Genomic DNA, 24,322 nt, shown 5'->3' on the forward strand with positions numbered 1-24,322 from the left:
GGCCTCATCGCGGGCAAGCCCGCTCCCACAGGTTTAATCGTCGCTCACAAATATTGTGTCCGCAGAGATCCCTGTGGGAGCGGGCTTGCCCGCGATGGGGCCCGAACGAACGCTAAAGAATTCAGATCAAACCACCGGAAAATGAATCCGGAACGCCGCGCCCCCCATCAGCGAATCGCCCAGGGTCAGCTTCGCGTTGTAACTCTCGATGATGTCCTTGACCACCGCCAACCCGATGCCCTGCCCCGGATGCTGACGGTCCAGCCGTTCGCCGCGCTGCAGAATCCGCGCACGCTGATCCGGCGGCACACCCGGCCCGTCGTCCTCGACGCACAACTCGATCCCGCTCAAGGTTTCGCGCACGCTGATGCGCACTTCGCCGAGGCACAGGCGATAAGCGTTTTCCAGCAGGTTGCCCAGCATTTCCAGCAAGGCGCCCTGCTCGATCGGCACGTAGCATTGCTCCGGCAGATCGAAGGCCACCCGTACGCGCTTGTCGCGGTAGACCTTGTCCAGCGTATCGCAGAGGCTTTGTAGCACCGGCCGCAGCCGCACCTGATGACGCACCAGGCCGCTTTTGCGCAGGCTGGCGCGCTGCAATTGATAGCTGATCTGTTGGCTCATGCGCTCGATCTGGGTTTGCAGCAGCCAGGCCTGATCGCGATCCGCCGGGCGCTGCGCCATGTCTTCGCTGACACCTTGCAACACGGCCAACGGGGTTTTCAGGCTGTGGGCCAGGTCGTCGAGCGAATCGCGATAGCGGCTGCGCTGTTCGCGCTCGCTGTGCAGCAAGCGGTTGAGCGAGCCGGTCAGGCGCAACAGTTCACGCGGGTGCTGTTCGCTGAGGCTTTCGCGGGTGCCGCTTTCGATTTCGTCGAGTTCCTGACTGAGCCGGCGCAATGCCTGCAAGCCCCAGGTCAGACCGATCCACAGCAACGCCAGCAGCACCAGTAAAGCGGCACCGAAACCCAGATAGAGATTTTCCCTCAGCCCTTCGAGGGTAACTTCGTACTCGCGCACCGGTTGCAGCGCAACGATGCTGAACGCCGCGCTTTTGCCGCCGAGCAGTTTGACTTCGACGTCATAGACGAAGAATTCCTGACCGTTGGCTTCGCGGATCCTCGCGAACTCGTTACCGCGCCCGTCGTAACGCGGTGTGTAGTTGATGTTCTCTTGCTGGGTACCCTTCGAGCGCCAGACCAGGTGACCTTCACGGTCGTAGATGTAGCCGAGCAAACGGCTGTCAGTGAGGTTGAAGCGCTCATCGGGCAGCTGCGCCGGCATCTGCAGGTGGTTGCCCTCGACCCGGGCGGCGGAGATCAGTGTGGTGACGTCCGACGCCAGGCGCTGCTCGATGGAATCCTGCAACGCGAGGCTGAACGCGCCCTGCATGGCCGGCAGCAACGCCAGCATGAACAACACCGCCAGGATCGTGGCGGCGAGCATCAAACGGACACGAAGCGAACGAATCAAGTGCAGCGCTCATTGAACAGGTAGCCAAGGCCACGCACGGTGTCGATCGGCTTGAACCCGGCAGGCCCCTCAAGTTTGCGGCGCAGACGGCCGACCAGCACTTCAATCACGTTCGGATCACGCTCGTCGTCGTCCGGGTAGAGCTGCTCCATCAAGCGGTCCTTGGCCACCACTTGCTGGTGATGGCGCATCAGGTATTCGAGGATTCGGTACTCGTACGCGGTCAGCGCCAGAGGTTGTTCATCGAGGGACGCCTGTTTGCGATTGAGGTCCAGCAGCAACGGCCCGGCGACGATGGTCGACTGGGTGAAACCGCTGGAGCGACGCAGCAAGGCATTCAGCCGCGCGTCCAGCTCTTCGAACTGGAACGGCTTGACCACATAATCGTCGGCGCCGGCGGCGAGGCCTTCGACCTTGTCCTGCCAGTTGCCGCGCGCGGTGAGGATCAGGATCGGGAAGGTCTTGCCCCGGGAGCGCAGTTGACGGATCAGGTCGAGCCCGCCCATGCCCGGCAGGCCGAGGTCGATCACCGCCAGGTCATGGTTGAACTGCTCGGTCTGGTACAGCGCCTCCTCGGCGTTAGCCACGGACTCGACCACGTGGCCACTGTCCGTCAGGCGGGTTTGCAGGTGATGGCGCAACAGCGCTTCATCTTCGACGACCAGCAATTTCATAACGCTCTCCCGGGCAAATCAACCTCTGCTGAGGTGCAACGGCGTAGTTCAAGACAGATCATAGCGGCCCATGAGGTCCTCCTGACGGAGTTTAATGCCATTGTGAGAGACCGACACGTTGGCGTAAGTGGCGCAGTAATCGGTCTGGTGGTTTGGTTGGCCGAGCTGCGCACTCCAGGCGCTGTCATGACTGACCACGCCGTTGGTGCTGACGCTGTGCAGGACGAGGGACTTTTTCGGTCTCTCGCCGGTCTTCCCAAGAGCAAGGCTGGCGACATTATCGTCGGCAGCGAACGCCGCGGTGCTCGCGCTCAAAACGGTGAATGCCAGCAGCAGGTTTTTAAAGCCAGTCATTGGGAATGTCCTCATGCGCAGGTGCTTTGGGTACGACGCTACATTACGCACCGGCCCCTGAACTCCCCCTGAACGCACTCTGAACCTGAGCTGAACCAGATCGACTAGGCTGTGTTGACGACTTTTTGCAGGAGATCCGACCATGCGTGTATTCCTTGCCCTATTCTTGCTGGCCGTGAGCGGGCTCAGCCAGGCGACCATCCAGTCTCAGGAAATCCCCTACCAGAGCTCCGACGGCACGAAGCTGATCGGGTATTACGCTTACGACGACGCAATTAAAGGCCCTCGCCCTGGCGTTGTGGTGGTGCACGAATGGTGGGGCCTCAACGATTACGCCAAGCGCCGCGCCCGTGACCTCGCCGGTCTGGGCTACAGCGCCCTGGCCATCGACATGTATGGCGATGGCAAAAACACCGAACATCCCAAGGACGCCATGGCCTTCATGCAAGCGGCGATGAAAGACAGCGACGCTGCCGGTGCGCGGTTTCAGGCCGGGCTGGATCTGCTGAAAAAACAACCGCAAACCGATCCGGATAAAATCGCCGCGATTGGCTACTGCTTCGGTGGCGGCGTGGTGCTGAATGCGGCACGTCAGGGTTTGCCGCTGGCGGGTGTGGTGAGTTTCCACGGGGCGCTGGCGACCAAGACACCGGCGACGCCGGGCAGCGTTAAAGCGAAAGTCCTGGTGGAGCATGGTGCGCTGGACAGCATGGTGACGGCGGAGAACGTTGCGGCGTTCAAGCGCGAGATGGACAAGGCCGGGGCGGACTATCAATTCGTCAGCCTCGAAGGCGCCAAACACGGGTTCAGTAATCCGGATGCGGATCGCTTGGGCCATGGCGATCATGGCGGACCGGATATTGGTTACAACAAAGCGGCGGATGAAAAATCGTGGGCGGATATGCAGGCGTTTTTCAAAAAGATATTTGGTTGATCCGATAGACCGCAGCGCGGCCATCGCGAGCAGGCTCGCTCCCACATTGGAATGCATTTCAAATTGTGGGAGCGACGGTGCGACGATTCGACCTGCTCGCGATGGCCGCGCCGTCGATCCAAACCTTTGCACTACCCAGCCAGAGGGCAACCCGGCAAAATGCCCGACATGAAACCCGTCCCCGCCCTACCCGCCTGCTGCACCCCACTCGACGCCCATTGGCCACTGCCGTTCGTGCTGCCCGATACGGTGCTGATGAGCACGCACTTCGATCCTTCGCACCTGGCCGTCGATGACTTTCAACGCAGCGCCATCGAGCCGCCCGCGACCATCCAGCGTTCGGTCGCCAAGCGTCAGGCCGAATTTCTCGCAGGCCGGGTTTGCGCCCGCGCCGCGTTGCAGCAGTTGGAAGGGCTGAGTTTTATCCCGGCCATTGGCGAAGACCGGGCACCGGTCTGGCCCGCGCACATCTGCGGCTCGATCACCCACAGCACCGGCCGGGCGGCGGCGATTGTCGCGCAGAAAACCCACTGGCGTGGCTTGGGGATGGACCTGGAAAACCTGCTCAACCCTGAACGGGCCGAACGACTGGCCGGGGAAATTCTCACCCCGCCCGAGTTACAGCGCATGACCGCAGGCCATCGCGATCAAGTGGCGCTGCGGGTGACGCTGACGTTTTCGGTGAAGGAGAGCCTGTTCAAGGCGCTGTATCCGATTGTTCGGCAGCGCTTCTACTTCGAGCATGCCGAGGTGCTGGAGTGGACCGAGCGCGGTGAGGTGCGACTTCGATTACTGACGGATCTTTCCAGTGAATGGCGCCATGGCACCGAGCTGGATGCGCAGTTCGGGGTCAAGGATGGGCAATTGTTGAGTCTGGTCAGTATCAAGGCCTGAGGATTTGCGGTGCATGGTTTGCCCGCGATGAGGCCATCCCAGACAACGAGGGTCTCAACGCTTCTCCTGATTGCGCGGCCAACTCAGGCTAAAGCAAGCACCGCCCAGGCTCTTGCTCTTGCTGATCAACGCTCGCCCGTCATGCCAGTGAATGATCCGCCGCACGATCGACAGCCCCAATCCATGCCCGCCCGAAGCACGCGTTCGGCTGTCATCGAGACGCAGGAACGGCGTAAAGATTTTCTCCCACGCGGATTCCGGCACCCCCGGCCCGTCATCTTCGATGTCCACCCGACAACGCTGCTGCCCGACCTGATAGCTGACGGTCACCCGCGATGAGGCATGGCGCATGGCGTTGCTCACCAGGTTCTGGATCGCCCGGTGCAGGTAACGGGGTTCGGCCTCGACCCAGGCGTCATCGCAATCGGCAGCCGACAGGCACAAACCGCGCTGCACGGTGACGTCGGCGCGCAAGGGCGCCAACTCTTCGATCACTTGATTGACCAACGCATCCAGGTCAATCCGCTGGAAATTCAGCGCCGGCGAACCCTGTTCCAGCCGCGCGTAAGTCAGCATCTCGTCGACCAGACGATCAAGGTCTTCAATGTCGTGGTCCATGCCCTCGCGGTACTTCTCCAGCGCCTGCGGCGTGGTCGCCGAACCGATCATCTCCAAGCCAAAACGCAGGCGCGCCACGGGCGTGCGCAATTCGTGGGACACCGCGCGTACCAGTTCACGCTGGATCGCCAGCAACTGCTGCAGGTGTTCGGCCATGCCGTTGAACGCCGAGGCCAGGCGCCCCACCGAGTCGGCGCCGCGCGCCGGCACACGGGTTTCCAGGCTGCCTTTGGCGATGCGCGTGGCGGCCGCTTCGAGCCCGCGCAAGCGGCGCTCCAGTTGCCGCACCAAGAGATAGACGATCAAGCCGATCAGGCTCAAGCCCAGGGCAGCGATCAGCACCAGCCACTCCGGCGGGTAAGGATTCATCTGATACAACGGACCGATTTCCAGCACCCACGGCGTGCCGACCATGCCGGCAAACACCCGGATCGAATCGCCGCCCTTGCCCAGGGCCATCACCGTATCGCCTTCGGCCACCCGACGGCTCTGGTCTTCGTCCATGTCCGCTTCGCCGACCGTGACCAGCCGCAAGTCGAAACCAAACCCTTTGTCTTCTTTCAACTGCGCCAGACGCTTGGGCTGCTCGGCCACCGGCACCCGCACCAGTTCATCGGCGAGCAGGTAAATGGTCGCTCGGGCCAGTTGCTCGCTGATCTGCTGCACCTCCCCCGCGAGCACCAGTTGCTCCTTGTCGCTGATCAGTCGATAGACCTTCGCTGCATGCGGACCGGTCTGCTCCACCAGCGCCTGACCGCGCAGCACGCGGGTGCGCTGAGTCAGATCGAGGTCGGTCTGGGCAAAAGTCTTCAGCGCCAACGGAATACCGAGCAGGCGCTCCCACACCAGCAAGGCGCGATGACGCTGGGTTTCATTCATCGGCTGCAGGTTATCGGCCATCAACGAGAACGTACCGTGGGCCAGGCGCTCGCGGTACTGCTCGCTGCGCACCTGGTTGAGCATGTGCAGCGCCAGCACGCCGAGCACGGCCACCAGAATCAGCGCCGCGCACATGCCGCCATAGATACGCAGGAAGATCGAATTCACAGCGACGGGTCTACGCAGGCTTCCGGCACGAACAGGTAACCTTTGCTGCGGATGGTTTTGATCAGTCGCGGATGGTCCGGGTCATCGCCGATCTTCGGCCGAATGCGCGAGATGCGCACGTCGATGGAGCGGTCCTGGCCGTCATAGCCGATGCCGCGCAAGGCGGTGAATATCTCTTCACGAGAGAGGATGCGCCCGGCATTGGCCACCAACAGCCAGAGCAGGTCGAACTCGGCGCTGGTCAACTCGATACCGTTGTCATGCAGCCAGGCTTCACGCAAGGCGTTGTCCACCACCAGCGGGCCGAACTGCAGACGACGTTGTTTTTCCGGGACGGCTTCAGGCGCTTCACTGCGCCGCAACAGAGCCTGGATACGCGCCAGCAGCAGACGCGGTCGAACCGGTTTGCAGACATAGTCGTCGGCGCCCAGATCGAGGCCGAGGATCTGATCGGTGTCGTCGGTGCGCGCGGTGAGCATCAGGATCGGTCCGTCATATTTGCTGCGGACTTTGCGGCAAATGCTCAGGCCGTCTTCGCCCGGCAGCATCAGGTCGAGGATCACCAGGTCCGGTTTCTCCTTGATGATGCGCGCGGCCGCCAGGGCGCCGTTGCCTTCGATCGACACACGCAGGCCATTGGCTTCCAGGTATTCGCGAGTCAGTTCGGCCAGACGCTGGTCGTCCTCCACAATCAACACCTGCCAGGCTTCTTGCTCCACGGTGACCTCTGCTTGCCAACAACACTTATAAGGAAGGATCCGCCCGTCTTTTTGTAATGATTGGGGAGGATAAGAATGCATAACCATTGGCCGATTGTATAAACGTCGCTCGTCGATAACACAAGCCGGCAAATGCGTTCGGACAACCCGGTTTTTTGTGATAGGGTTCGCGCCCTTAAAAATCTGCGCGACTGTTTTCAGCGGCAGAATTCCCGTTAAAAAGGGCGCGCTCCAGCTAGGTCGCGGCCTGCACGCCGGTTCCAAATTTCACACACAATTTACACACAGGTTTATCCACAGGTAGTACGTTGCAACACCTTCCAAAACGCACTATCTTGTACCCCGGCGCCAAAAAAACCCTACATGTAGGGTTTTGACCTAAAAGCCCAACCACATTTCACACCCGGAACTCAAGTGCTTTATTGCCTGTTTCCGGTTGAACCAAGTGTCAAATTACAAGCCCAAACCGCTCATGCGGACGGCACCGTTTTTTCAGGCTTGAATGGCCAGAACGGTACGGGTGTTGCAGTCATTGCTGCTACCCGGAATGGAATCCGGTGACGAGCTCAGGTTCGTTACCAAAGACTTCGGCAGGGACGCGGCATCATTAGCCTTTTTCCTACTGTCCCGAAGTTGTTATGCCCGACGCCCGTCGGTTGTAGTGCTTCAGGACAGAACGGTGGGCACCATGAAGGTGCTCAAACAAACATAGAGAATGTGGAGACACACCCCCATGCAAACCGACACAACTCGCGAGAACCCGCAGGGCACCTTGCCGCAGGCCGCTGATTCGACTTCGGATCTGTCCGCCACCGCGCCTGGCCAACTGCGCGTGATCAAGCGTAACGGCACTGTCGTTCCTTACACCGATGACAAAATCACCGTCGCGATCACCAAAGCGTTTCTCGCAGTTGAAGGCGGCACCGCTGCCGCTTCGTCGCGAATCCATGACACCGTTGCCCGTCTGACCGAACAAGTCACCGCGACCTTCAAGCGTCGCATGCCGTCGGGCGGCACCATCCACATCGAAGAAATCCAGGACCAGGTCGAACTGGCCCTGATGCGTGCCGGCGAGCAGAAAGTGGCTCGCGACTACGTGATCTACCGTGACGGTCGTTCGAAAGAGCGCGCTGCCCACGCCCCGGCAGAAGAAGCGGTCAACGCTCACCCGTCGATCCGCATCACCCGCGCCGATGGCACCTTTGCTCCTCTGGACATGGGTCGCCTGAACACCATCGTCACCGAAGCGTGCGAAGGCCTGGAAGAAGTCGACGGCGACCTGATCCAGCGCGAAACCCTGAAAAACCTGTACGACGGCGTGGCCCTGACCGACGTCAACACCGCCCTGGTGATGACCGCCCGTACCCTGGTCGAGCGTGAGCCGAACTACTCGTTCGTGACCGCCCGCCTGCTGATGGACACCCTGCGTGCCGAAGGCCTGAACTTCCTGGGCGTCGCCGAGAGCGCGACCCACCACGAAATGGTCGACCTGTACGCCAAGGCCTTGCCTGCCTACATCGCCAAAGGTATCGAATTCGAATTGCTGAACCCGGTCCTGGCCACCTTCGACCTGGAAAAACTCGGCAAGGCGATCAACCACGAGCGCGATCAGCAGTTCACTTACCTGGGCCTGCAAACCCTGTACGACCGTTACTTCATCCACAAGGACGGCATCCGCTTCGAACTGCCGCAGATTTTCTTCATGCGCGTGGCCATGGGCCTGGCAATCGAAGAGAAGAACAAAGAAGACCGTGCGATCGAGTTCTACAACCTGCTGTCGTCCTTCGACTACATGTCGTCGACTCCGACCCTGTTCAACGCCGGTACCCTGCGTCCACAGCTGTCGAGCTGCTACCTGACCACCGTGCCGGATGACCTGTCGGGCATCTACCACGCGATCCACGACAACGCCATGTTGTCGAAATTCGCCGGCGGCCTGGGCAACGACTGGACCCCGGTTCGTGCACTGGGTTCTTACATCAAGGGCACCAACGGCAAATCCCAGGGCGTCGTACCGTTCCTGAAAGTGGTGAACGACACCGCCGTTGCCGTCAACCAGGGTGGCAAGCGCAAGGGCGCTGTGTGTGCCTACCTGGAAACCTGGCACATGGACATCGAGGAGTTCATCGAGCTGCGCAAGAACACAGGTGATGATCGTCGTCGTACCCACGACATGAACACCGCCAACTGGATCCCTGACCTGTTCATGAAGCGTGTCTTCGATGACGGCAAGTGGACCCTGTTCTCGCCATCCGAGGTTCCGGACCTGCACGACCTGACCGGCAAGGCCTTCGAAGAGCGTTACGAGTACTACGAAGCCCTGACCGAGTACCCGGGCAAGGTCAAGCTGTTCAAGACCATCCAGGCCAAAGACCTGTGGCGCAAAATGCTGTCCATGCTGTTTGAAACCGGCCACCCATGGCTGACCTTCAAAGACCCGTGCAACCTGCGCAGCCCGCAGCAGCACGTCGGCGTGGTCCACAGCTCGAACCTGTGCACCGAGATCACCTTGAACACCAACAAGGACGAGATCGCCGTTTGCAACCTGGGCTCGATCAACCTGCCGAACCACATCGTCAACGGCAAGCTGGACACCGCCAAGCTGGAACGCACCGTGAACACCGCCGTACGCATGCTCGATAACGTAATCGACATCAACTACTACTCGGTGCCACAAGCGAAGAACTCCAACTTCAAGCACCGTCCGGTCGGTCTGGGCATCATGGGCTTCCAGGACGCGCTGTACCTGCAGCACATTCCTTACGGTTCCGACGCTGCCGTCGAGTTCGCCGACAAGTCGATGGAAGCGGTCAGCTACTACGCGATCCAGGCCTCCTGCGACCTGGCCGACGAGCGCGGCGCGTACGAGACGTTCCAGGGTTCGCTGTGGTCCAAAGGTATCCTGCCGCTGGATTCGCAACAGATCCTGATCGAGCAGCGTGGCCAGAAGTACATCGACGTTGACCTGAACGAATCCCTGGACTGGGCACCGGTTCGCGCCCGTGTACAGAAAGGCATCCGTAACTCCAACATCATGGCCATCGCACCGACCGCGACCATCGCCAACATCACTGGCGTCTCGCAGTCGATCGAACCGACTTACCAGAACCTCTACGTGAAATCGAACCTGTCGGGCGAATTCACCGTGATCAACCCGTACCTGGTTCGCGACCTGAAGGCTCGCGGTCTGTGGGACTCGGTCATGATCAACGACCTGAAGTACTACGACGGTTCGGTTCAACAGATCGAACGCATCCCGCAAGAACTCAAAGAGCTCTACGCGACTGCTTTCGAAGTGGACACCAAGTGGATCGTTGACGCGGCCAGCCGTCGCCAGAAGTGGATCGACCAGGCTCAATCGCTGAACCTGTACATCGCTGGCGCCTCGGGCAAGAAACTGGACGTGACCTACCGCATGGCCTGGTACCGTGGTCTGAAAACCACTTACTACCTCCGTGCCCTGGCCGCGACCAGCACCGAGAAGTCGACCATCAACACCGGCAAGCTGAACGCTGTTTCCAGCGGCGGCAACCACGGTGAAGATTCGGTCCTGGCTGCTCCTGCCGGCCCTGCTCCAGTACCGAAGGCTTGCGCCATCGACGAGCCGGATTGCGAAGCTTGCCAATAAGCTGAGCCTGTAGGCGCCGCGAGGCGCTTACCCGACAACCCCCGATCAGTCCTCTGGATTGGTCAGGGGTTTTCTTTTGCCCTGAGGAATGTGGTGACTGGTATAACGCCATCGCCAGCAGGCTGGCTCCCACATTTGATCATCTGCGCACATAACCTGCTCGCGATGGCGCCATCACAAACAACCCAACACCCGGCACACAACACAAAATCCCGGCCATAAAAAAACCCCTCTTGCGAGGGGTTCTTTGTGCAGCAATCAGCCAACCTGCATCAGGTCATCTGAATGATGGTCTGCATGATGGTGCTCTGGGTCGAAATGGTCTTGGCGTTCGCCTGGTAGTTGCTCTGCGCCTTGATCAGGTCGACCAGTTCGCTGGTCAGGTTGACGTTGGACTCTTCCAGCGAGTTGGAGTGGATCTCACCCAACGTACCGGTGGTCGGTGCATCGTAGCCCGGGATACCCGACGCGAAGGTTTCTTTCCAACTGGTGCCGCCGACAGGCTGCAGACCCTGTTCGTTGGTGAAACTGGCGAGGGAGATCTGGCCGATGGCCTTGGTCTGACTGTTGCTGAAGTTGGCGAGCATCACGCCGCTGCCGTCGATGGTCAGGTTGGTGATCTGACCGGTGGCGTAACCGTTCTGCGAAGGAATCGAACGCGCAGTATCGGCGTTGAATTGCGTGGTTTTGTCCATGGAGACCGTAATGACGCCGGAAGTAGCGCCGTTGGCTTTCCACACGCCATTGGTCACGGTGCCGGGAACCCAGCCGGTGACCTTCAGGTCAGGGCTGACGATCGGCGCCGGAACGGCCGGTGTGGTGACCGAAACCAGCTTGCCCGACGTATCGAACACCATGGTCGAAGCGACCGGCGGGTTCAACGGAACCGCGGTAGGGCTAGGGTCGGTGCCATCCGGGTTGCGACCATCAATCAGGGTGTAGGTTTTCCAGGTGTTCGCACCCGTCTTGACCATGTACTGGTCCATGGTGTGCTCGTTACCTTGAGTGTCGTACACCTTGGTACCGAACTGCTTGGTGAAAGAGGCTTCTTTGGTCGGATCGAACGGGACGAGCGCCTGATTGATTTCCAGTGCGGTGGAATTCAGGTTGATCGTCGACGACACCGTGGAGGTGTTTTTCGGCGCCAGGTTCGAGGTATCGATACGCAGGTCGGTCAACACACCGTTGAGGATCTTGCCATTGGCATCCACGCCGTAGCCCTGCAGACGTGCAGTGCCATCGGTGTTGGTAACGTAACCGTCCTTGTCGACCTTGAACGTACCGGCACGGGTGTAGGACAGCGAGCCGTTGGTGTTCAGCACGAAGAAGCCGGAACCGTTGATGCCCATGTCCAGCACGTTGCCGGTGTTGTTGATGTCGCCCTGGGTGAACTGCTGGGAAACGTTGGCCAGGCGTACGCCGTTACCGATGGTTTTGCTGCCCGACCCCAGCTTGGTGGCCGAGTAAACGTCTTCGAATTCCGCACGGGACGATTTGAAACCGGTGGTCGCGACGTTGGCGATGTTGTTGCCCGTCACGTCCAGTTGTTTGTTGGCTGCATAGAGACCGCTAAGGCCGATATTGAAAGACATATTCCACTCCTTTGTGCCGGGTTAGTCGGCTCTTACATACCAATGGTTTGTACTTTGGACAGGGCAACGCTGCCCAGCCCGGCCAGATTGAGCATCAACTCACCGCCAGTCTGGCTGATGGTCACGCTGGTGACGGTGGCCGGCAGGTAGGTGACCAGCGAAGTCGCCTTGCTGTCGTAAGTCGCAGTGGCGCCGAAGGTGTACGTACCCGCCTTGGCCACTTCACCGGCTTCGTTCTTGCCGTCCCAGATGAAGCTGGCGTTGCCGGCCTTCTGTTTGCCCAGGTCGATGGTGCGGATCACCTTGCCTTCGGCATCGGTGATCTTGACCTTGACCGGATCGGCCTCGGCAGGCACGGCGACTGTACCGGTGAAGCTCTTGGTGGTGTCGACCACCGCCTTGTCGCCCGGCGCGATGACCGAACGGCCCACCAGCGACGACGCCTGCAACGCCTGGGACGAGCTCAAGCTGCCCGCCAGGTTGTTCGCCAGACCGCCCACGGTGGTGTTGAGCGTGGTGATGCCTTCCAGGCTGCTGAATTGCGCCAGCTGGGCAACGAACTCGCCGTTGTCCTGTGGCTCCAGCGGGTTCTGGTTCTTCAGTTGTGTCACCAGCAACTGCAGGAACGCGTCCTTGCCCAGGGCCTGTTTGCCGGTGGCGCTGTTCGTGGCGGCCGCCAGACCGTCGGCACTGGTGTTGGTCTTGATCGAAGAGTTGGCCAGGATGTCTTTGAGGCTAAGGCTGCTGGTGGTATCGGTAACACTCATCTGAGTCGCCCCTTATCACTGACCGAGGGTCAGGACCTTCTGCATCATGGTTTTGGCGGTGTTCATCATTTCGGCGTTGGTCTGGAACGAACGGCTCGCGGAAATCATGTCGGCCATTTCTTCCACCACGTTGACGTTCGGGTAGTAGACGTAGCCCTTGGCATCGGCCGCCGGGTGGTTCGGCTCGTAACGCGCATCCAGATTGCTCTGGTCTTCGACGACGCCCAGCACTTGCACGCCTTGACCGGCTGCCTCCTGGTTCTGGAACAGCGAATCGCTGCCGCCGCTCTGCCCGCCCTGGAACATGGTGGCGAACACCGGGTGACGCGCGCGGTAGGTCTGGTCAATGCTCGACGAAACGGTCTCGGCGTTGGCGATGTTCGAGGCCACGGTGTTCAAGCGCGTGGTTTGCGCACTCATGCCGCTACCGGCAATGTTGAAAACACTGGATAGGGACATAACTTACTCTCCGCGAAGGGCTGACATCAGCCCTTTGAATTTGCTGTTGAGCAGGGTGAAGCTGGCCTGGAAGTTGATCGCGTTTTCCGCGTAGTTCGACTGTTCCAGCTGAGCATCCACGGTGTTCTGGTCGATCGACGGTTGCATCGGCGTGCGATACAGCAGCGACTCGTCGCCATTGCCCATGCCTTCGGCTTCGATATGACGGTTGTTGGTCATGTTCAAGGCGAACGTGCCGCTCTTGGTTTTCTCGTTCTGCTCAGCGAGCACTTTCGAGAAGTCCAGATCCCGGGCCTTGTAGTTCGGGGTGTCGGCGTTGGCAATGTTGTTGGCCAGGACTTCGGCACGCTGAGCGCGGAAGCCCAGGGCTTGTTCGTGGATACCGAGCGCTTTATCGAAGCTGATGCTCATGTCGGGAAACCTTCGGGTGACCTGATTTTTCGTACGATGGACATAGCAAGCGGCGTGCCAATTTATAAAACCCCGTAAACCGGGGCTTTGCGGGCAGGGGCAAAGCGGCAATGCCAGAAAAGCGGCAACGGGTTTCCGCCGCCTGCCGCTTTTCTGCCGCTTATCACCCCTTTCAAGAACACCGCCATCCCCTGTGGGAGCGAGCCTGCTCGCGATAGCGGTGTAACACATACATTGATGTTGGCTGACACGACGCCATCGCGAGCAGGCTCGCTCCCACAGGGTTTAGCGGTGTTGGCGGGAAATCACCAGGCATAAAAAAACGGGAGCCCCTGAGGACTCCCGTTTTTTCGATACCGCAAAGCCATCACTTCGCCTGGTAAATGATCCCCGGACTGCACTGGACCATCTGGTAATGGTCCGGCAAACCGTTCAGCGCCTCGGACGCCCCGAGGAACAGATAACCGCCCGGCTTCAGCGTGCTGTGGATGCGCAACAGGATGTCTTTCTTCACCTCGGCGGAGAAGTAGATCAGCACGTTGCGACAGAACACGATGTCGAACTTGCCGAGGCTCGCGTAGCTGTCCAGCAGGTTGAACGAGCGAAACTCCACCCGACTCTTGATGGGTGCCTTGATGGCCCAGCGCCCCGGCCCTTTCGGGTCGAAATAACGCTGAAGACGCTCGGGCGACAAACCGCGGCCGATGGCCAGGCTGTCGTACTCGCCAGTCTTGCAGTTGGTCAGCATGGTGCCGGACAGGTCAGTGGCAACGATCTGCACGCCCATCTTCAACTGGCCCATGTTGACCCGCTCGAACTCGTCGATGGACATCGACAGCGAATACGGTTCCTGACCCGAAGAGCAGGCCGCCGACCAGATTCGCAAGCGCTGCCCCGGAGCCGCCTTGATGGCTTCGGGCAGCACCTTGTTCTTCAAGACTTCAAACGGATAGGTGTCACGAAACCACAGGGTTTCGTTGGTCGTCATGGCATCCACCACCATCTCGCGCAAACCGCTGCGCGGCTGGGTCTGGATGCGCTGAACCAGCTCACCCAAAGACTTGATGCCTTGCTGTTCCATCAGTTTGTTGAGACGGCTCGAGACCAGATACTGCTTGTTTTCACCGAGCAAAATGCCACAGGCTTTTTCCAGGAAGACCCGGAACTGTTCGAAATCCGAATTACCCGTAGACAATGATGCCGCCTCTTAAATCGTATTAACCACCAGGGGCAGAAGGCCCCTAGCTGATATCTGCTGCTTTGATCCGGTCGACTACCCGGGATGCCAGGTCATCAGGACGGAATTTGGCCAGGAAGTCATCGGCACCGACTTTCTTGACCATCGCCTGATTGAACACACCCGACAACGAAGTATGCAGGATGATATGAAGCTTTTGCATGCGCGGGTCGTTGCGGATCTCGGCCGTCAGCGTGTACCCGTCCATCTCCGGCATCTCGATGTCGGAGATCATCATCAGGAACTCTTCTTCCGGCTTCTTGCCCTCGTCGGCCAGCTTGCGCAGGTAATCCAGCGCTTGCCGTCCGTCGTTCAACGCCACCACTTCGACACCGACCGTTTGCAGGCAACGCGTGACCTGCTTGCGCGCCACCGACGAGTCATCGACCGTCAGCACCCGCAGCGACAGCGCCTTGTGCTGGGTTTCGACATCGACCACGCCGACGGAAATCGCTTCCGGCGTCGGTGCCACTTCCGCCAGCACTTTCTCGACGTCGATGATTTCGACTAACTGATTGTCGACCCGAGTCACAGCCGTCAGGTAATGATCGCGCCCGGTCCCCTTGGGAGGCGGATGAATCTCCTCCCAGTTCATGTTGACGATGCGTTCCACCGAGCGCACCAGGAAACCCTGGGTCTTGGTGTTGTACTCCGTGATGATCACGAAGGGATTGCTTTGATCTTTAAGCGCCCCGGAACCGGTCGCCATTGCCAGATCTAGGATCGGAATGGTCGCCCCCCGAATATTTGCCACACCGCACACGACAGGACTGGACTTGGGCATCAGGGTCAGCTTGGGGCATTGCAGCACCTCGCGAACCTTGAACACGTTGATCCCGTACAGCTGCTGGCCGTCGAGACGGAACAACAACAGCTCCAGGCGATTCTGCCCTACCAGTTGCGTGCGCTGGTTTACCGAATCCATTACACCAGCCATGCCCAGACTCCTACACCAACGCTAAGTGTGTTGCGACGCACATTCATCACTAAACGGCACGGCGCTTGCTTTTTAACTCTTATGAACACAGAACCGACATTTTTCCGACGCCTGACATCCTTCTTCCGCAGATTGCTCTGTGCGGTGCCGGCCGTTTGCCTGTTCAACGCTGGCAGCCCTGCCCTTGCTGACGCGGTTACCTTGCCTGACATGCTTATCGGCGTCACCCAGGGCTTTCTTGAATTCACCGTAGAAGACTACCTGGCTACCAGTCAAACGGAAGGTCGCTACGAAATCCAGGTAAACCAGCTCGACTCGCGTCTGCGCATGCCCATGTGCGACAAGGAATTGACAGCCAGCCTCGAGAGCCCGGCCAAGCCGCTGGGACGGGTAACGGTCAAGGTTCGCTGCGAGGGCTCATCACCCTGGACGGTCTTCGTACCCGCTCAAGTCCGCCTGTTTCGCGATGTTGTGACCGTCACCCGGCCCCTGCGCCGCACCGGGATTGTCGAGCCCGATGACGTGATGTTGCGCGAGCGCGACATCAGCCTGCTTGGCCAGGGCTACCTCACGTCTGTCGACCAGGCGATCGGCCAACGACTTACCCGACCAATGGTCACCGATCAGGTAATTACCCTCGTCCATCTCGAACAGGCGGAAGTCATTCGCAAAGGCGATCAGGTGGTGATTACCGCTCGCAGTGGTACGCTCAGCGTGCGAATGCCCGGCGAGGCCCTGTCCAATGGCGGCATGGCCGAGCAGATACGCGTGAAAAACCTCAATTCCAGAAGGGTCATCAAGGCGCAAGTGACCGCGCCGGGTCAGGTGGAAGTGTCCATGTAGGATTCTCTGCTCGTGAAGATGTGGCGTTGGCCGAGGCTGTTCCCTAAACTGTGCCGCATGCAGGAGAAGTGCTGGCGCATGCGGGCTCATTTGATAAATGAGTCTAAAGTTTTCACAGGGAGAGCCGAAAACATGGCAAGCGTCCAAATACTCAGAGGTTTTTTACCATGGTCATCGATTTCAGCCGTTTGAACAGCTCCTCGTCACTTACGGGCAGTACACGTACCAGCGTTGCCAAGGAAACCGCCGAAGCCGGCAAATCCGCGCCGCTGACTACCCCGGCCGAACAGGCCACTGCCGTCAAAAGCGGGGAATCGGTACACCTCAGCCATGAGGCTCAACAGTTGCAACAGGTCACTGACAAGCTGCGCGATCAGCCTGCCGTCGACAAAGCCCGCGTGGCCGAGTTGAAAGCAGCGATTGCCGATGGCAGCTATAAAGTCGACAGCAACCGTGTAGCCAGCAAACTGCTCAACTTCGAAGCCCAGCGCTAGGCCACGGCCCGCGCCAGGCTTTTGGACGCTTAAAACCCAAGGCCAGCCATGCACGACACTAATTTACTGCAACTGATCACCGACGATTTTGCTCCGGCGCAACACTTGCTCGAGTTACTGCAAACCGAGTCCCTCGCCTTGCACGGTCGCGACATGCCACTGCTCGAAGAAATTCTGGCGCAGAAACAGGCATTGATCATTCTGCTTGAACAGCATGGCCGCAAGCGCAGTGAAATCCTCGCCAGCCTCAACCTGCCCACCAATCGAGACGGCCTGGAGCAATTAGCCAGCCACTCGAGCATTGGCGAGCAGTTGCTGGCCCAAAGCGATGTGCTGACCGATCTACTGGCTCAATGCCAGGCGGCGAACGCCAATAATGGCCAGTCAATCCTGGTCCAGCAGGCCGCCACGGCCAATCAGCTGAAAATCCTCACCGGCGGTGAACCGCCAGCGCTTTATGATGCCCGCGGATCAACCGCCAAGCTTGCGAAGCCGCGCCCGCTCAGTCAGGCTTGAGCCCGCAAATGACCACGCCCTATCAAGACTAGCAACATGCTGGCAATATAATGGCCAGCCGTAGTCATATTTTGTCTGGAGATTGATGAACCGTGTCCAATGCCTTAAACGCGGAAGATGCCCCGCAGCCACCCAAGGTGCTTACTACACCGTTGGAAATCTCCGGCAACCTGCGCCAACTACAAGACAGCCATGATCCGCTGATTATCACGTTCCACGAGCGCACCCAGCGCTTCCAGAGCTATCTGGTGGACGTGGACCGCGAGCGCGGTACCATTGCGCTCGACGAAATGATCCCGCGTGACGGTGAACGCTTCATGCTGGCCGGCGAACCGTTCAAGGTCGAAGGCTTTCACGAAGGCGTGCGCATTGCCTGGGAAAGCAACGGTCAACTGACCATCGACGAGTCCGGTGACAGCCGCTGCTATCGTGGCCCGCTGCCAGATGAAGTGGTTTATCACCAGCGTCGCAACGCTTTTCGCGCAGCCTTGAAGCTGGCTCAACTGGTCAACGTCGATCTGGACGGTGAAAAGCTCAAGGCGCCGATCAGCGGCAAGCTGCTGGACATCTCTGCCACGGGCTGCAAGTTGCGCTTTGAAGGTGACATCACCGAAAGCCTGCAACTGGGCCAGGTCTACGACCGCTTCTCCGCCGCCCTGCCTTTTGGCAAAATGACGGCGCCGGTCGAACTGCGTTACCTGCACTTTGAAGAAAGAATCTCCACCACCTTCGCCGGCATCCGCTTTCACAACATGAGTGGCCTGGTGCAGCGCCAGGTCGAGCGGTTCGTCTATCAGCTTCAGCGCGAAGCACGACGCTTCGACAAAGACGACCTGTAATTCGAATCGGCATGAAAAACGGGCAGTCCCTTGCGGTGACTGCCCGTTTTTTTATGCCTGGGTTTTAAGGCCTGGCCTCGGTGAAGCTTTGCTCGCGGCCCGAGTCAGGGTCCTCCGCAGGTGGAGTGGCGGGTGTCTCGGCCTCCGGTTCAGGAGCGGCATCAGGATTGACCGGGGTTTGCATCTGGTCCTGCACTACTTGTTCATCGACCCGCGGATCAAGGCAAGCCACCAGCGGCGAACTCGACATGCTGTCCGGCATGGCGACGTGATGCAGCGGCGCATCGTCGACCTGATGCAGATTGGTCACCGCTTTCGGGCGGATCCGCCACACAAGCACCAACGCGAAGAAACTGAAGAAGGCATAGAGCATCTGACTGCCGAACATCTTCATCAGTACCCCGGCAACCAACGGCCCGATACTCGCACCGACGCCGTAGGTCACCAGCAACATCGCCGTCAGTGACACCCGCCGGTCAGCCTCGACGTGGTCATTGGAAAACGCGACCGCCAGCGGGTACAGGCAGAACTTCACCAGCGAGCAGATAAAACCGGTGATGAACAACACCTCCAGCGGTACCTGCTTCATGACCGCCAGCGGCAACGCGCCAACGGCCAGCACCAGCGCAAAACAGCGGATCAACAGCGCCCGGTCATAACGGTCGGACAACCAGCCCAGCGGCCACTGCACCAGCAGGCCGGCAAAAATACAGCTACCCATGAACAGACCGACCTGCTCCGTGGACAACCCTTGCTGCGAGGCATACAACGGCGCCAAACCGTAGAACGAACCGATGATCAGCCCCGCCCCCAGCACCGTGCTCAATGACTGCGGCACGCGCTTGATAAAGAACCGCGGCTCCATCGGCGCCGGGTGCAGGGGCGCCGGGTGAATCCGCCGCGTCAGGGCCACCGGCACCAGGCACAGGGCAAAGCACAGGGCGACCAGCATCAACAGCTCCAGACCGAGGCCCGGGTGCATGACCAGAATCAGTTGCCCCAGCACCAGGCCAAGATAAGAAGCGATCATGTAACCGCTGAACACCGCCCCGCGCTGCGAGGCTTCGGCCTGCTCATTGAGCCAGCTTTCGATGACCATGTACTGGCACATCATGCCGAGACCGACGATGACCCGCAGGAATAACCACGCCGGCAGCCAGTCCACCAGACCGTGGCCCAGCACTGCGGCGCCGACAATCCCGGCGCAGGCCGAATAGGCACGGATATGCCCGACCCGGGCAATCAACCGGTGACCGATCTTGCCCCCCAGCACCAGGCCGAAATAGTTGGCCGCCATCAACGCACCGACCCACAGGCTGTCGACATGGTCGGCCGCCAGGCGCAAGCCCAGGTAAGTACTCAGCAAGCCGGAGCCGATCAACATCATCAGCGAGGCAAAATACAGCGCTCGAAAGGGTTTCCAGATTTGGCGCATCGGCGTTCCGAGCGGCTCCTTGCGGTGAGAAACGGGCTATCCGAAAAGATAGCCCGAAGACGAAGGTTCGTCAGGCCTGGGCGGCTAAAACACGGCGCTCCCAGGGGGTAATTTCATCAAAGAAGCTGGTCAACTCCATGGTCTTCGAAGCGACGTAGCCTTCGATGAACTCCTTGCCGAACAGTTCCTTCGCCAATTGGCTACGTTTCAGACGCTCGAGTGCGGCATGCAAGGTACACGGCAACGAAAGATTATCCGGCACCTCGAACTCACCCTGAATCGCTTCGCTCGGCTCCAACTGGTTTTCAATGCCATACAACCCTGCCGCCAGGCTCGCAGCGATCGCCAGATACGGATTGGCATCCGCCCCCGGCAAGCGGTTCTCGACCCGACGAGCGGCCGGCGAACTGGCGGGAATACGCAAACCGGCCGCGCGATTGTCGTGGGACCAACAGGCATTGTTCGGTGATGCGAACGGATGGCACAAGCGCTGATAGGAATTCACGTTCGGCGCGAACAACGCGGTGAAATCCGCCATGCCAGCCTGCTGGCCGCCAATGAAGTGACGGAAGGTCGCCGTCGGTTCGCCGGCCGCGTCGCTGAACACGTTACGCCCGCTGCCGATCTCGACGATGCTTTGGTGAATGTGCATCGAACTGCCTGGCGTGTGTGCCAGCGGCTTGGCCATGCAGACCACTGTCAGCCCATGTTTGAGCGCCACTTCTTTAAGCAGATGCTTGAACAATAAGGTCTGGTCAGCCAGCAGCAATGGATCACCGTGCAACAGATTGATCTCGAACTGACTGACGCCCATTTCGTGCATGAACGTATCGCGCGGCAGACCGAGGGCCGCCATGCATTCATAGACTTCACTGAAGAACGGCCGCAAGCCGTTATTGGAACTGACACTGAACGCCGAATGACCGTCCTCGCGTCGACCGTCCAGGCCCACCGGCGGCTGGAACGGTTGCGTCGGATCGGTGTTGGGTGCGAAGACGAAAAACTCCAGCTCGGTGGCCACCACCGGCGCCAGCCCCAGGGCGGCGTAACGCGCGATAACTGCCTTGAGTTGACTGCGAGTCGACAGACAGGAGCCTTCGCCCGTCAGTTCGTCGGCATCGCAAATGGCCAAGGCCCGCGGCTGCTTGCTCCAGGGCAAGCGGTGGATCTGCGCAGGATCAGGCACCAGCGCCAGATCGCCGTCATCACTGCCGTAAAAGCGCGCTGGCGGATATCCGCCCATGATGCATTGCAGCAGCACACCCCGCGCCATCTGCAAACGCCGCCCCTCGAGAAAGCCCTCGGCCGTCATAACCTTGCCACGGGGCACGCCGTTCAGGTCCGGCGTAACACACTCAATCTCATCAATGCCCGTCAGTCGCTGTGCGAGTGAGCGCTGGCCATCGGTTGTCATGACGCAATCCTTTGTAGTTGTGCAAGCCGCGAACGGCGACCCGTACAAAATAGGCACCGCGTGTTCGGAATATCAAGCACTCAACCTACAAATAACTTCGCCCTCTGTGGGAGCTGGCTTGCCAGCGATGGGGCCTTTGGATTCTGCGTCGATCTTCTGGACGCCATCGCTGGCACGCCAGCTCCCACAGGATTCTTGCGCTCAGGGAAGATAGAGGCTGAACACGCCACCGCCCAACGGGCCGCCGTTGCTGATTTCAGTGTGCCCACCGATACCGTTGCGCTGATGCAACGCAGCAATCCGACCGGCGAAATACAGACCCAGGCCGGTGCTGCCGCTGCTGTGGTTAATGCCCTGCACGTAATCGGCCTGACGCTCGATCATCTCGGCCGGGTAACCCTCGCCATCATCGTTGATGGTCAGCACCAGTTGCCCGGCCTCGTCGCTCACCGTGATCAACAATGCGTTACGAGCGTAACGGATGGCGTTGTTAATGCTGTTGGCCAGCACCGATGCAATCAGCTCGCGGTCGAAGAAACCCAACGGGCTCAGCGGGTCCACTTCGTAAGTCGCCATGATGCCGCGACTGGCGAACACGTCCTGATGGCAGGCCAGTTGCGCTTCGATGAAGTCATCCAGTTCATGGTAAGCGGGCTGCAACGGCATCTGGTTGACGCCGAGTTTGTAAAGCCCCAGCAACTGCACCAGCATGCCGTTGAGGTGAGCGAACTCGAACTCGATCACGCCCTGCTCCGGGGTGTGCCGCGCCGGGTCGGGCAAGCGCGCCAGCCATTGGCTGTGCGCCTGCATCAGCATCGCCAGAGAGTTCTTCATGTCGTGCACGGTGGAAGCAATCACCGTGGAGAAATCCAGTGTCGGGTTGTCTTGGCTCATCCGCTGAACGCCTTGATTTTCAGTTTCTGATAACGCGCATACCGCGCATCGGTGTCGGGCATCAGGCCGACCGTTTTCAGGCAGGCGCGACATTCTTCAAGCTCCGCCGACGGCACGCTGGTATCGGTGCCATGTAGCAGCGATTGCGCCATGTTCAACGCAATACTGATGTTCTTCGGTTGCAACGCCAGGGCTTTACGGAACACCGCCCGCGCCTCCACCAGGTTGCCGGTCTTGTACACCCGCACGCCTTGACGGTTGAGCTCCGCCGCATCGTTGCCGGAGTTGAGGATGCTCGGGTCGTCGGTCAGTTTGGCGATGCCCTGCATCACCGCCGGATCGTCGCCATAGATTTCCGCGCAGTTTTTCAGCATCGAAGCACCGGCGTCAGCCTGACCGAGCATTTGCAGTTGCTTGGCCACCAACAGTGCCGCTTCGGCACTCATGAACTGCTCCATGCCATCGAGGCGCAACATCGCTTGCTCGGTGAGCTTTTCCGCAGTTTCGGCGTCGTTGAGCAACAGGCTGGTGGCCTTCATCAGCCGTGCACGAATCTGCAGGCCCGGGTCGGAAGGGTTTTCCTTGGCCACGGCACTCAGCGTGGTGTTGATTTCCAGCCGGGTCCGGGTATCCAAGCCCTTTTCGCTGCCCTTGCTGATCAACGCATGGGCGAGGCCGAGGTTGCTTTCGGCGTCCTTGAAACGGGATTGGGCACCCTGGCTGACGGCCTGACGATAGGCTTTGGACGCGGTGTCGAAATCTTCGTTGGTCATCGCCAACTTGCCCAGCAACGCTTGCCGGCGCACGGCCAGCGGCGACAAACGAATCGCCTCCTCCAACACCCGCTGCGCAGCCTTGGTGTCGCCTTCGGCGACCAGCACGTCAGCCATGCCGTCATAGAGCGCCGGCATCATCGGGAACACTTTCAAGGCTTTTTCGTAGACGCCCTTGGCCTGGCTGACCTGCCCCCTCTTGAACAGTAACTGGCCCAGCCCGGCAAACGCCCATGGCAAAGGTCGGTCGGCGATGATGCCGTCGTAGAGTCGCTCCAGCGCCTCGTTCTGATTCAAGTCGCGCAAGGCATCGGCGCGGTAGCGCAGGCACAGCGGCGAGTAGCGGATGTCCTGCTTGCACAAAGCGATGCAGGCATTGAGCACTTCAACCGGTTTACCGCGATCGAGCGCCTGCAGGATCGGCTTGAGCAAGGTCTTGCGCTGCTCCAGACGCTCCAGGCGCTGAGCCAGGCCGGAACGGTTGAACGGCTTGGTCAGGTACGCATCGGGCTCGTGTTCCAGGGCACTGAGCACCATCGCCTGGCTGGTCTCGGCGGTGACCATGACGAACACGGCTTCATGACTGATCAGCTTCTCGATCATCAGGTCTTCAAGGACCTGCTGACCGTTCTTCTTGCCATCGCCGAGGTGAAAATCCTGCAGGATGAAATCGTAGGACTTCTGCGAACACATGCGCAGCGCCTGCTCACCCGTGTCCGCGGTGTCCACATCCTTGACGCCCAGCTCACGCAGCATGGACCTGACGGAACTGCGAAAATCCGAGAAATCATCGACGATCAGAAAACGCTTTTGGTGATACGACAGCATCGAAGATTTCCAGACAATTTTAAGAAGAAGATCATGACTGTCCGGGTTATCGGCCAGCAGGGGCATTTGCTTGAAGAAATGGACATGCATTTGCGTACTGGCAGCGCAAATTTCAGATTAACCTTTCTCATATTGCAGCCGATGCCCCTACTTAGGGCATAGGAGCAATACAGATGAGAAACAACCAGCCGGTTACGCAGCGCGAGATTGCCCTTGGGGCTCAACAAAAGCTCATCTCGACAACGGATGCGCGTGGAGTCATCACGTACTGCAATGACGCCTTCGTCGAGATCAGCGGTTTCAACAAGTCCGACCTGATCGGCGCGCCTCAAAACATCGTTCGTCACCCCGACGTGCCCTCCGCCGTCTTTGCCCATATGTGGGGCGCGCTCAAGCTTGGCAAGCCGTGGATGGGCATCGTCAAGAACCGCTCGAAAAACGGCGACCACTACTGGGTCAACGCCTACGTCACGCCGATTTTCGAGGGGCGTGAGGTTGTGGGCTATGAATCGGTCAGGGTCAAGCCGACGGCGGAACAGATC

Annotated in this window: 22 protein-coding genes and 1 pseudogene; 8 read left to right on the forward strand and 15 right to left on the reverse strand. The window is 59.7% G+C overall.

Annotated elements, in window-relative coordinates:
• Window positions 1-126: 126 nt before the first annotated feature.
• Genes Q7W83_RS21225 through Q7W83_RS21235 form a run of 3 tightly spaced genes read right to left on the reverse strand, consistent with a single transcriptional unit; the run spans window position 127 to window position 2,501 of the window.
• Complete coding sequence (locus Q7W83_RS21225) at window positions 127-1,473, reverse strand: ATP-binding protein (RefSeq protein ID WP_150633345.1); 1,347 nt, start codon at window positions 1,471-1,473, stop codon at window positions 127-129.
• A complete protein-coding gene (locus Q7W83_RS21230; protein WP_008029360.1) occupies window positions 1,470-2,147 on the reverse strand; it encodes a response regulator in 678 nt (225 codons plus the stop codon). The genes Q7W83_RS21225 and Q7W83_RS21230 overlap by 4 nt, the downstream gene beginning before the upstream one ends.
• A 48-nt stretch (window positions 2,148-2,195) precedes the next feature.
• Window positions 2,196-2,501, reverse strand: coding sequence for a hypothetical protein (locus tag Q7W83_RS21235; protein ID WP_150633344.1), 306 nt, complete (start codon window positions 2,499-2,501; stop codon window positions 2,196-2,198).
• A gap of 142 nt (window positions 2,502-2,643) precedes the next feature.
• Here Q7W83_RS21235 and Q7W83_RS21240 point away from each other — a divergent pair, with 142 nt between their 5' ends.
• Both Q7W83_RS21240 and Q7W83_RS21245 read left to right on the forward strand, forming a co-directional pair.
• Window positions 2,644-3,435, forward strand: coding sequence for a dienelactone hydrolase family protein (locus Q7W83_RS21240; protein ID WP_150636107.1), 792 nt, complete (start codon window positions 2,644-2,646; stop codon window positions 3,433-3,435).
• A gap of 168 nt (window positions 3,436-3,603) precedes the next feature.
• Window positions 3,604-4,329 carry a 4'-phosphopantetheinyl transferase family protein gene (locus Q7W83_RS21245; protein ID WP_224787860.1) on the forward strand — a complete coding sequence of 242 codons (726 nt, stop codon included), beginning with the start codon at window positions 3,604-3,606 and terminating at the stop codon, window positions 4,327-4,329.
• Window positions 4,330-4,383: 54 nt separating this feature from the next.
• Here Q7W83_RS21245 and Q7W83_RS21250 read toward each other — a convergent pair whose 3' ends face one another.
• Both Q7W83_RS21250 and Q7W83_RS21255 read right to left on the reverse strand, forming a co-directional pair.
• Window positions 4,384-5,994 carry an ATP-binding protein gene (locus Q7W83_RS21250; protein ID WP_150636109.1) on the reverse strand — a complete coding sequence of 537 codons (1,611 nt, stop codon included), beginning with the start codon at window positions 5,992-5,994 and terminating at the stop codon, window positions 4,384-4,386.
• A complete protein-coding gene (locus Q7W83_RS21255; protein WP_150633340.1) occupies window positions 5,991-6,713 on the reverse strand; it encodes a response regulator in 723 nt (240 codons plus the stop codon). The genes Q7W83_RS21250 and Q7W83_RS21255 overlap by 4 nt, the downstream gene beginning before the upstream one ends.
• A gap of 733 nt (window positions 6,714-7,446) precedes the next feature.
• Here Q7W83_RS21255 and Q7W83_RS21260 point away from each other — a divergent pair.
• Entirely contained in the window at window positions 7,447-10,341 is a 2,895-nt protein-coding gene (locus Q7W83_RS21260) for a ribonucleoside-diphosphate reductase subunit alpha (protein ID WP_150633339.1), read from the forward strand.
• Window positions 10,342-10,613: 272 nt separating this feature from the next.
• On the opposite strand, the gene flgE is transcribed toward Q7W83_RS21260, so the two are convergent.
• The 6 genes from flgE to Q7W83_RS21290 all read right to left on the reverse strand — a co-directional run bounded on the left by flgE (window position 10,614) and on the right by Q7W83_RS21290 (window position 15,744).
• Entirely contained in the window at window positions 10,614-11,933 is a 1,320-nt protein-coding gene (gene flgE, locus Q7W83_RS21265) for a flagellar hook protein FlgE (protein WP_473656832.1), read from the reverse strand.
• 32 nt (window positions 11,934-11,965) lie between these two features.
• Window positions 11,966-12,700, reverse strand: coding sequence for a flagellar hook assembly protein FlgD (gene flgD, locus Q7W83_RS21270; protein WP_150633337.1), 735 nt, complete (start codon window positions 12,698-12,700; stop codon window positions 11,966-11,968).
• Between the two features lie 15 nt (window positions 12,701-12,715).
• The gene (gene flgC, locus Q7W83_RS21275) at window positions 12,716-13,159 is read right to left on the reverse strand and encodes a flagellar basal body rod protein FlgC (RefSeq protein ID WP_150633336.1); all 444 of its coding nucleotides are present in this window, start codon (window positions 13,157-13,159) and stop codon (window positions 12,716-12,718) included.
• 3 nt (window positions 13,160-13,162) lie between these two features.
• Entirely contained in the window at window positions 13,163-13,570 is a 408-nt protein-coding gene (flgB, locus tag Q7W83_RS21280) for a flagellar basal body rod protein FlgB (protein WP_008029381.1), read from the reverse strand.
• A 367-nt stretch (window positions 13,571-13,937) separates the two neighbouring features.
• A complete protein-coding gene (gene cheR, locus Q7W83_RS21285) occupies window positions 13,938-14,765 on the reverse strand; it encodes a protein-glutamate O-methyltransferase CheR (RefSeq protein ID WP_473656835.1) in 828 nt (275 codons plus the stop codon).
• A gap of 46 nt (window positions 14,766-14,811) precedes the next feature.
• Window positions 14,812-15,744 (reverse strand): chemotaxis protein CheV, encoded by a 933-nt coding sequence (locus tag Q7W83_RS21290; protein ID WP_150633334.1) that lies wholly within the window; start codon window positions 15,742-15,744, stop codon window positions 14,812-14,814.
• Window positions 15,745-15,825: 81 nt separating this feature from the next.
• Between Q7W83_RS21290 and flgA the strand changes: the two genes are divergently transcribed.
• The 4 genes from flgA to Q7W83_RS21310 all read left to right on the forward strand — a co-directional run bounded on the left by flgA (window position 15,826) and on the right by Q7W83_RS21310 (window position 18,436).
• Entirely contained in the window at window positions 15,826-16,587 is a 762-nt protein-coding gene (gene flgA, locus Q7W83_RS21295) for a flagellar basal body P-ring formation chaperone FlgA (protein WP_150633333.1), read from the forward strand.
• 167 nt (window positions 16,588-16,754) lie between these two features.
• Window positions 16,755-17,081, forward strand: coding sequence for a flagellar biosynthesis anti-sigma factor FlgM (flgM, locus tag Q7W83_RS21300; RefSeq protein WP_150633332.1), 327 nt, complete (start codon window positions 16,755-16,757; stop codon window positions 17,079-17,081).
• A gap of 48 nt (window positions 17,082-17,129) precedes the next feature.
• Window positions 17,130-17,597: a flagella synthesis protein FlgN gene (locus Q7W83_RS21305; RefSeq protein ID WP_150633331.1), complete on the forward strand. Its 468-nt coding sequence runs from the start codon at window positions 17,130-17,132 to the stop codon at window positions 17,595-17,597.
• Between the two features lie 92 nt (window positions 17,598-17,689).
• Window positions 17,690-18,436, forward strand: coding sequence for a flagellar brake protein (locus tag Q7W83_RS21310; RefSeq protein ID WP_150633330.1), 747 nt, complete (start codon window positions 17,690-17,692; stop codon window positions 18,434-18,436).
• A 64-nt stretch (window positions 18,437-18,500) separates the two neighbouring features.
• On the opposite strand, the gene Q7W83_RS21315 is transcribed toward Q7W83_RS21310, so the two are convergent.
• The 4 genes from Q7W83_RS21315 to Q7W83_RS21330 all read right to left on the reverse strand — a co-directional run bounded on the left by Q7W83_RS21315 (window position 18,501) and on the right by Q7W83_RS21330 (window position 23,780).
• The gene (locus Q7W83_RS21315) at window positions 18,501-19,871 is read right to left on the reverse strand and encodes an MFS transporter (RefSeq protein ID WP_150633329.1); all 1,371 of its coding nucleotides are present in this window, start codon (window positions 19,869-19,871) and stop codon (window positions 18,501-18,503) included.
• Window positions 19,872-19,941: 70 nt separating this feature from the next.
• Entirely contained in the window at window positions 19,942-21,183 is a 1,242-nt protein-coding gene (locus tag Q7W83_RS21320; RefSeq protein ID WP_191623735.1) for a glutamine synthetase family protein, read from the reverse strand.
• Window positions 21,184-21,486: 303 nt separating this feature from the next.
• Window positions 21,487-22,179, reverse strand: a complete 693-nt coding sequence (locus tag Q7W83_RS21325) for a sensor histidine kinase (protein WP_150633327.1) — start codon at window positions 22,177-22,179, stop codon at window positions 21,487-21,489.
• Complete coding sequence (locus Q7W83_RS21330) at window positions 22,176-23,780, reverse strand: tetratricopeptide repeat-containing response regulator (protein ID WP_150633326.1); 1,605 nt, start codon at window positions 23,778-23,780, stop codon at window positions 22,176-22,178. Before Q7W83_RS21330 ends, Q7W83_RS21325 begins: the two co-directional genes overlap by 4 nt.
• Before the next feature lie 173 nt (window positions 23,781-23,953).
• On the opposite strand from Q7W83_RS21330, the pseudogene Q7W83_RS21335 reads away from it, so the two are divergent.
• A pseudogene (locus Q7W83_RS21335) lies at window positions 23,954-24,220 on the forward strand (PAS domain-containing protein); the annotation flags it as partial.
• Window positions 24,221-24,322 lie beyond the last annotated feature (102 nt).

It is taken from the genome of Pseudomonas sp. 300, assembly GCF_055803035.1.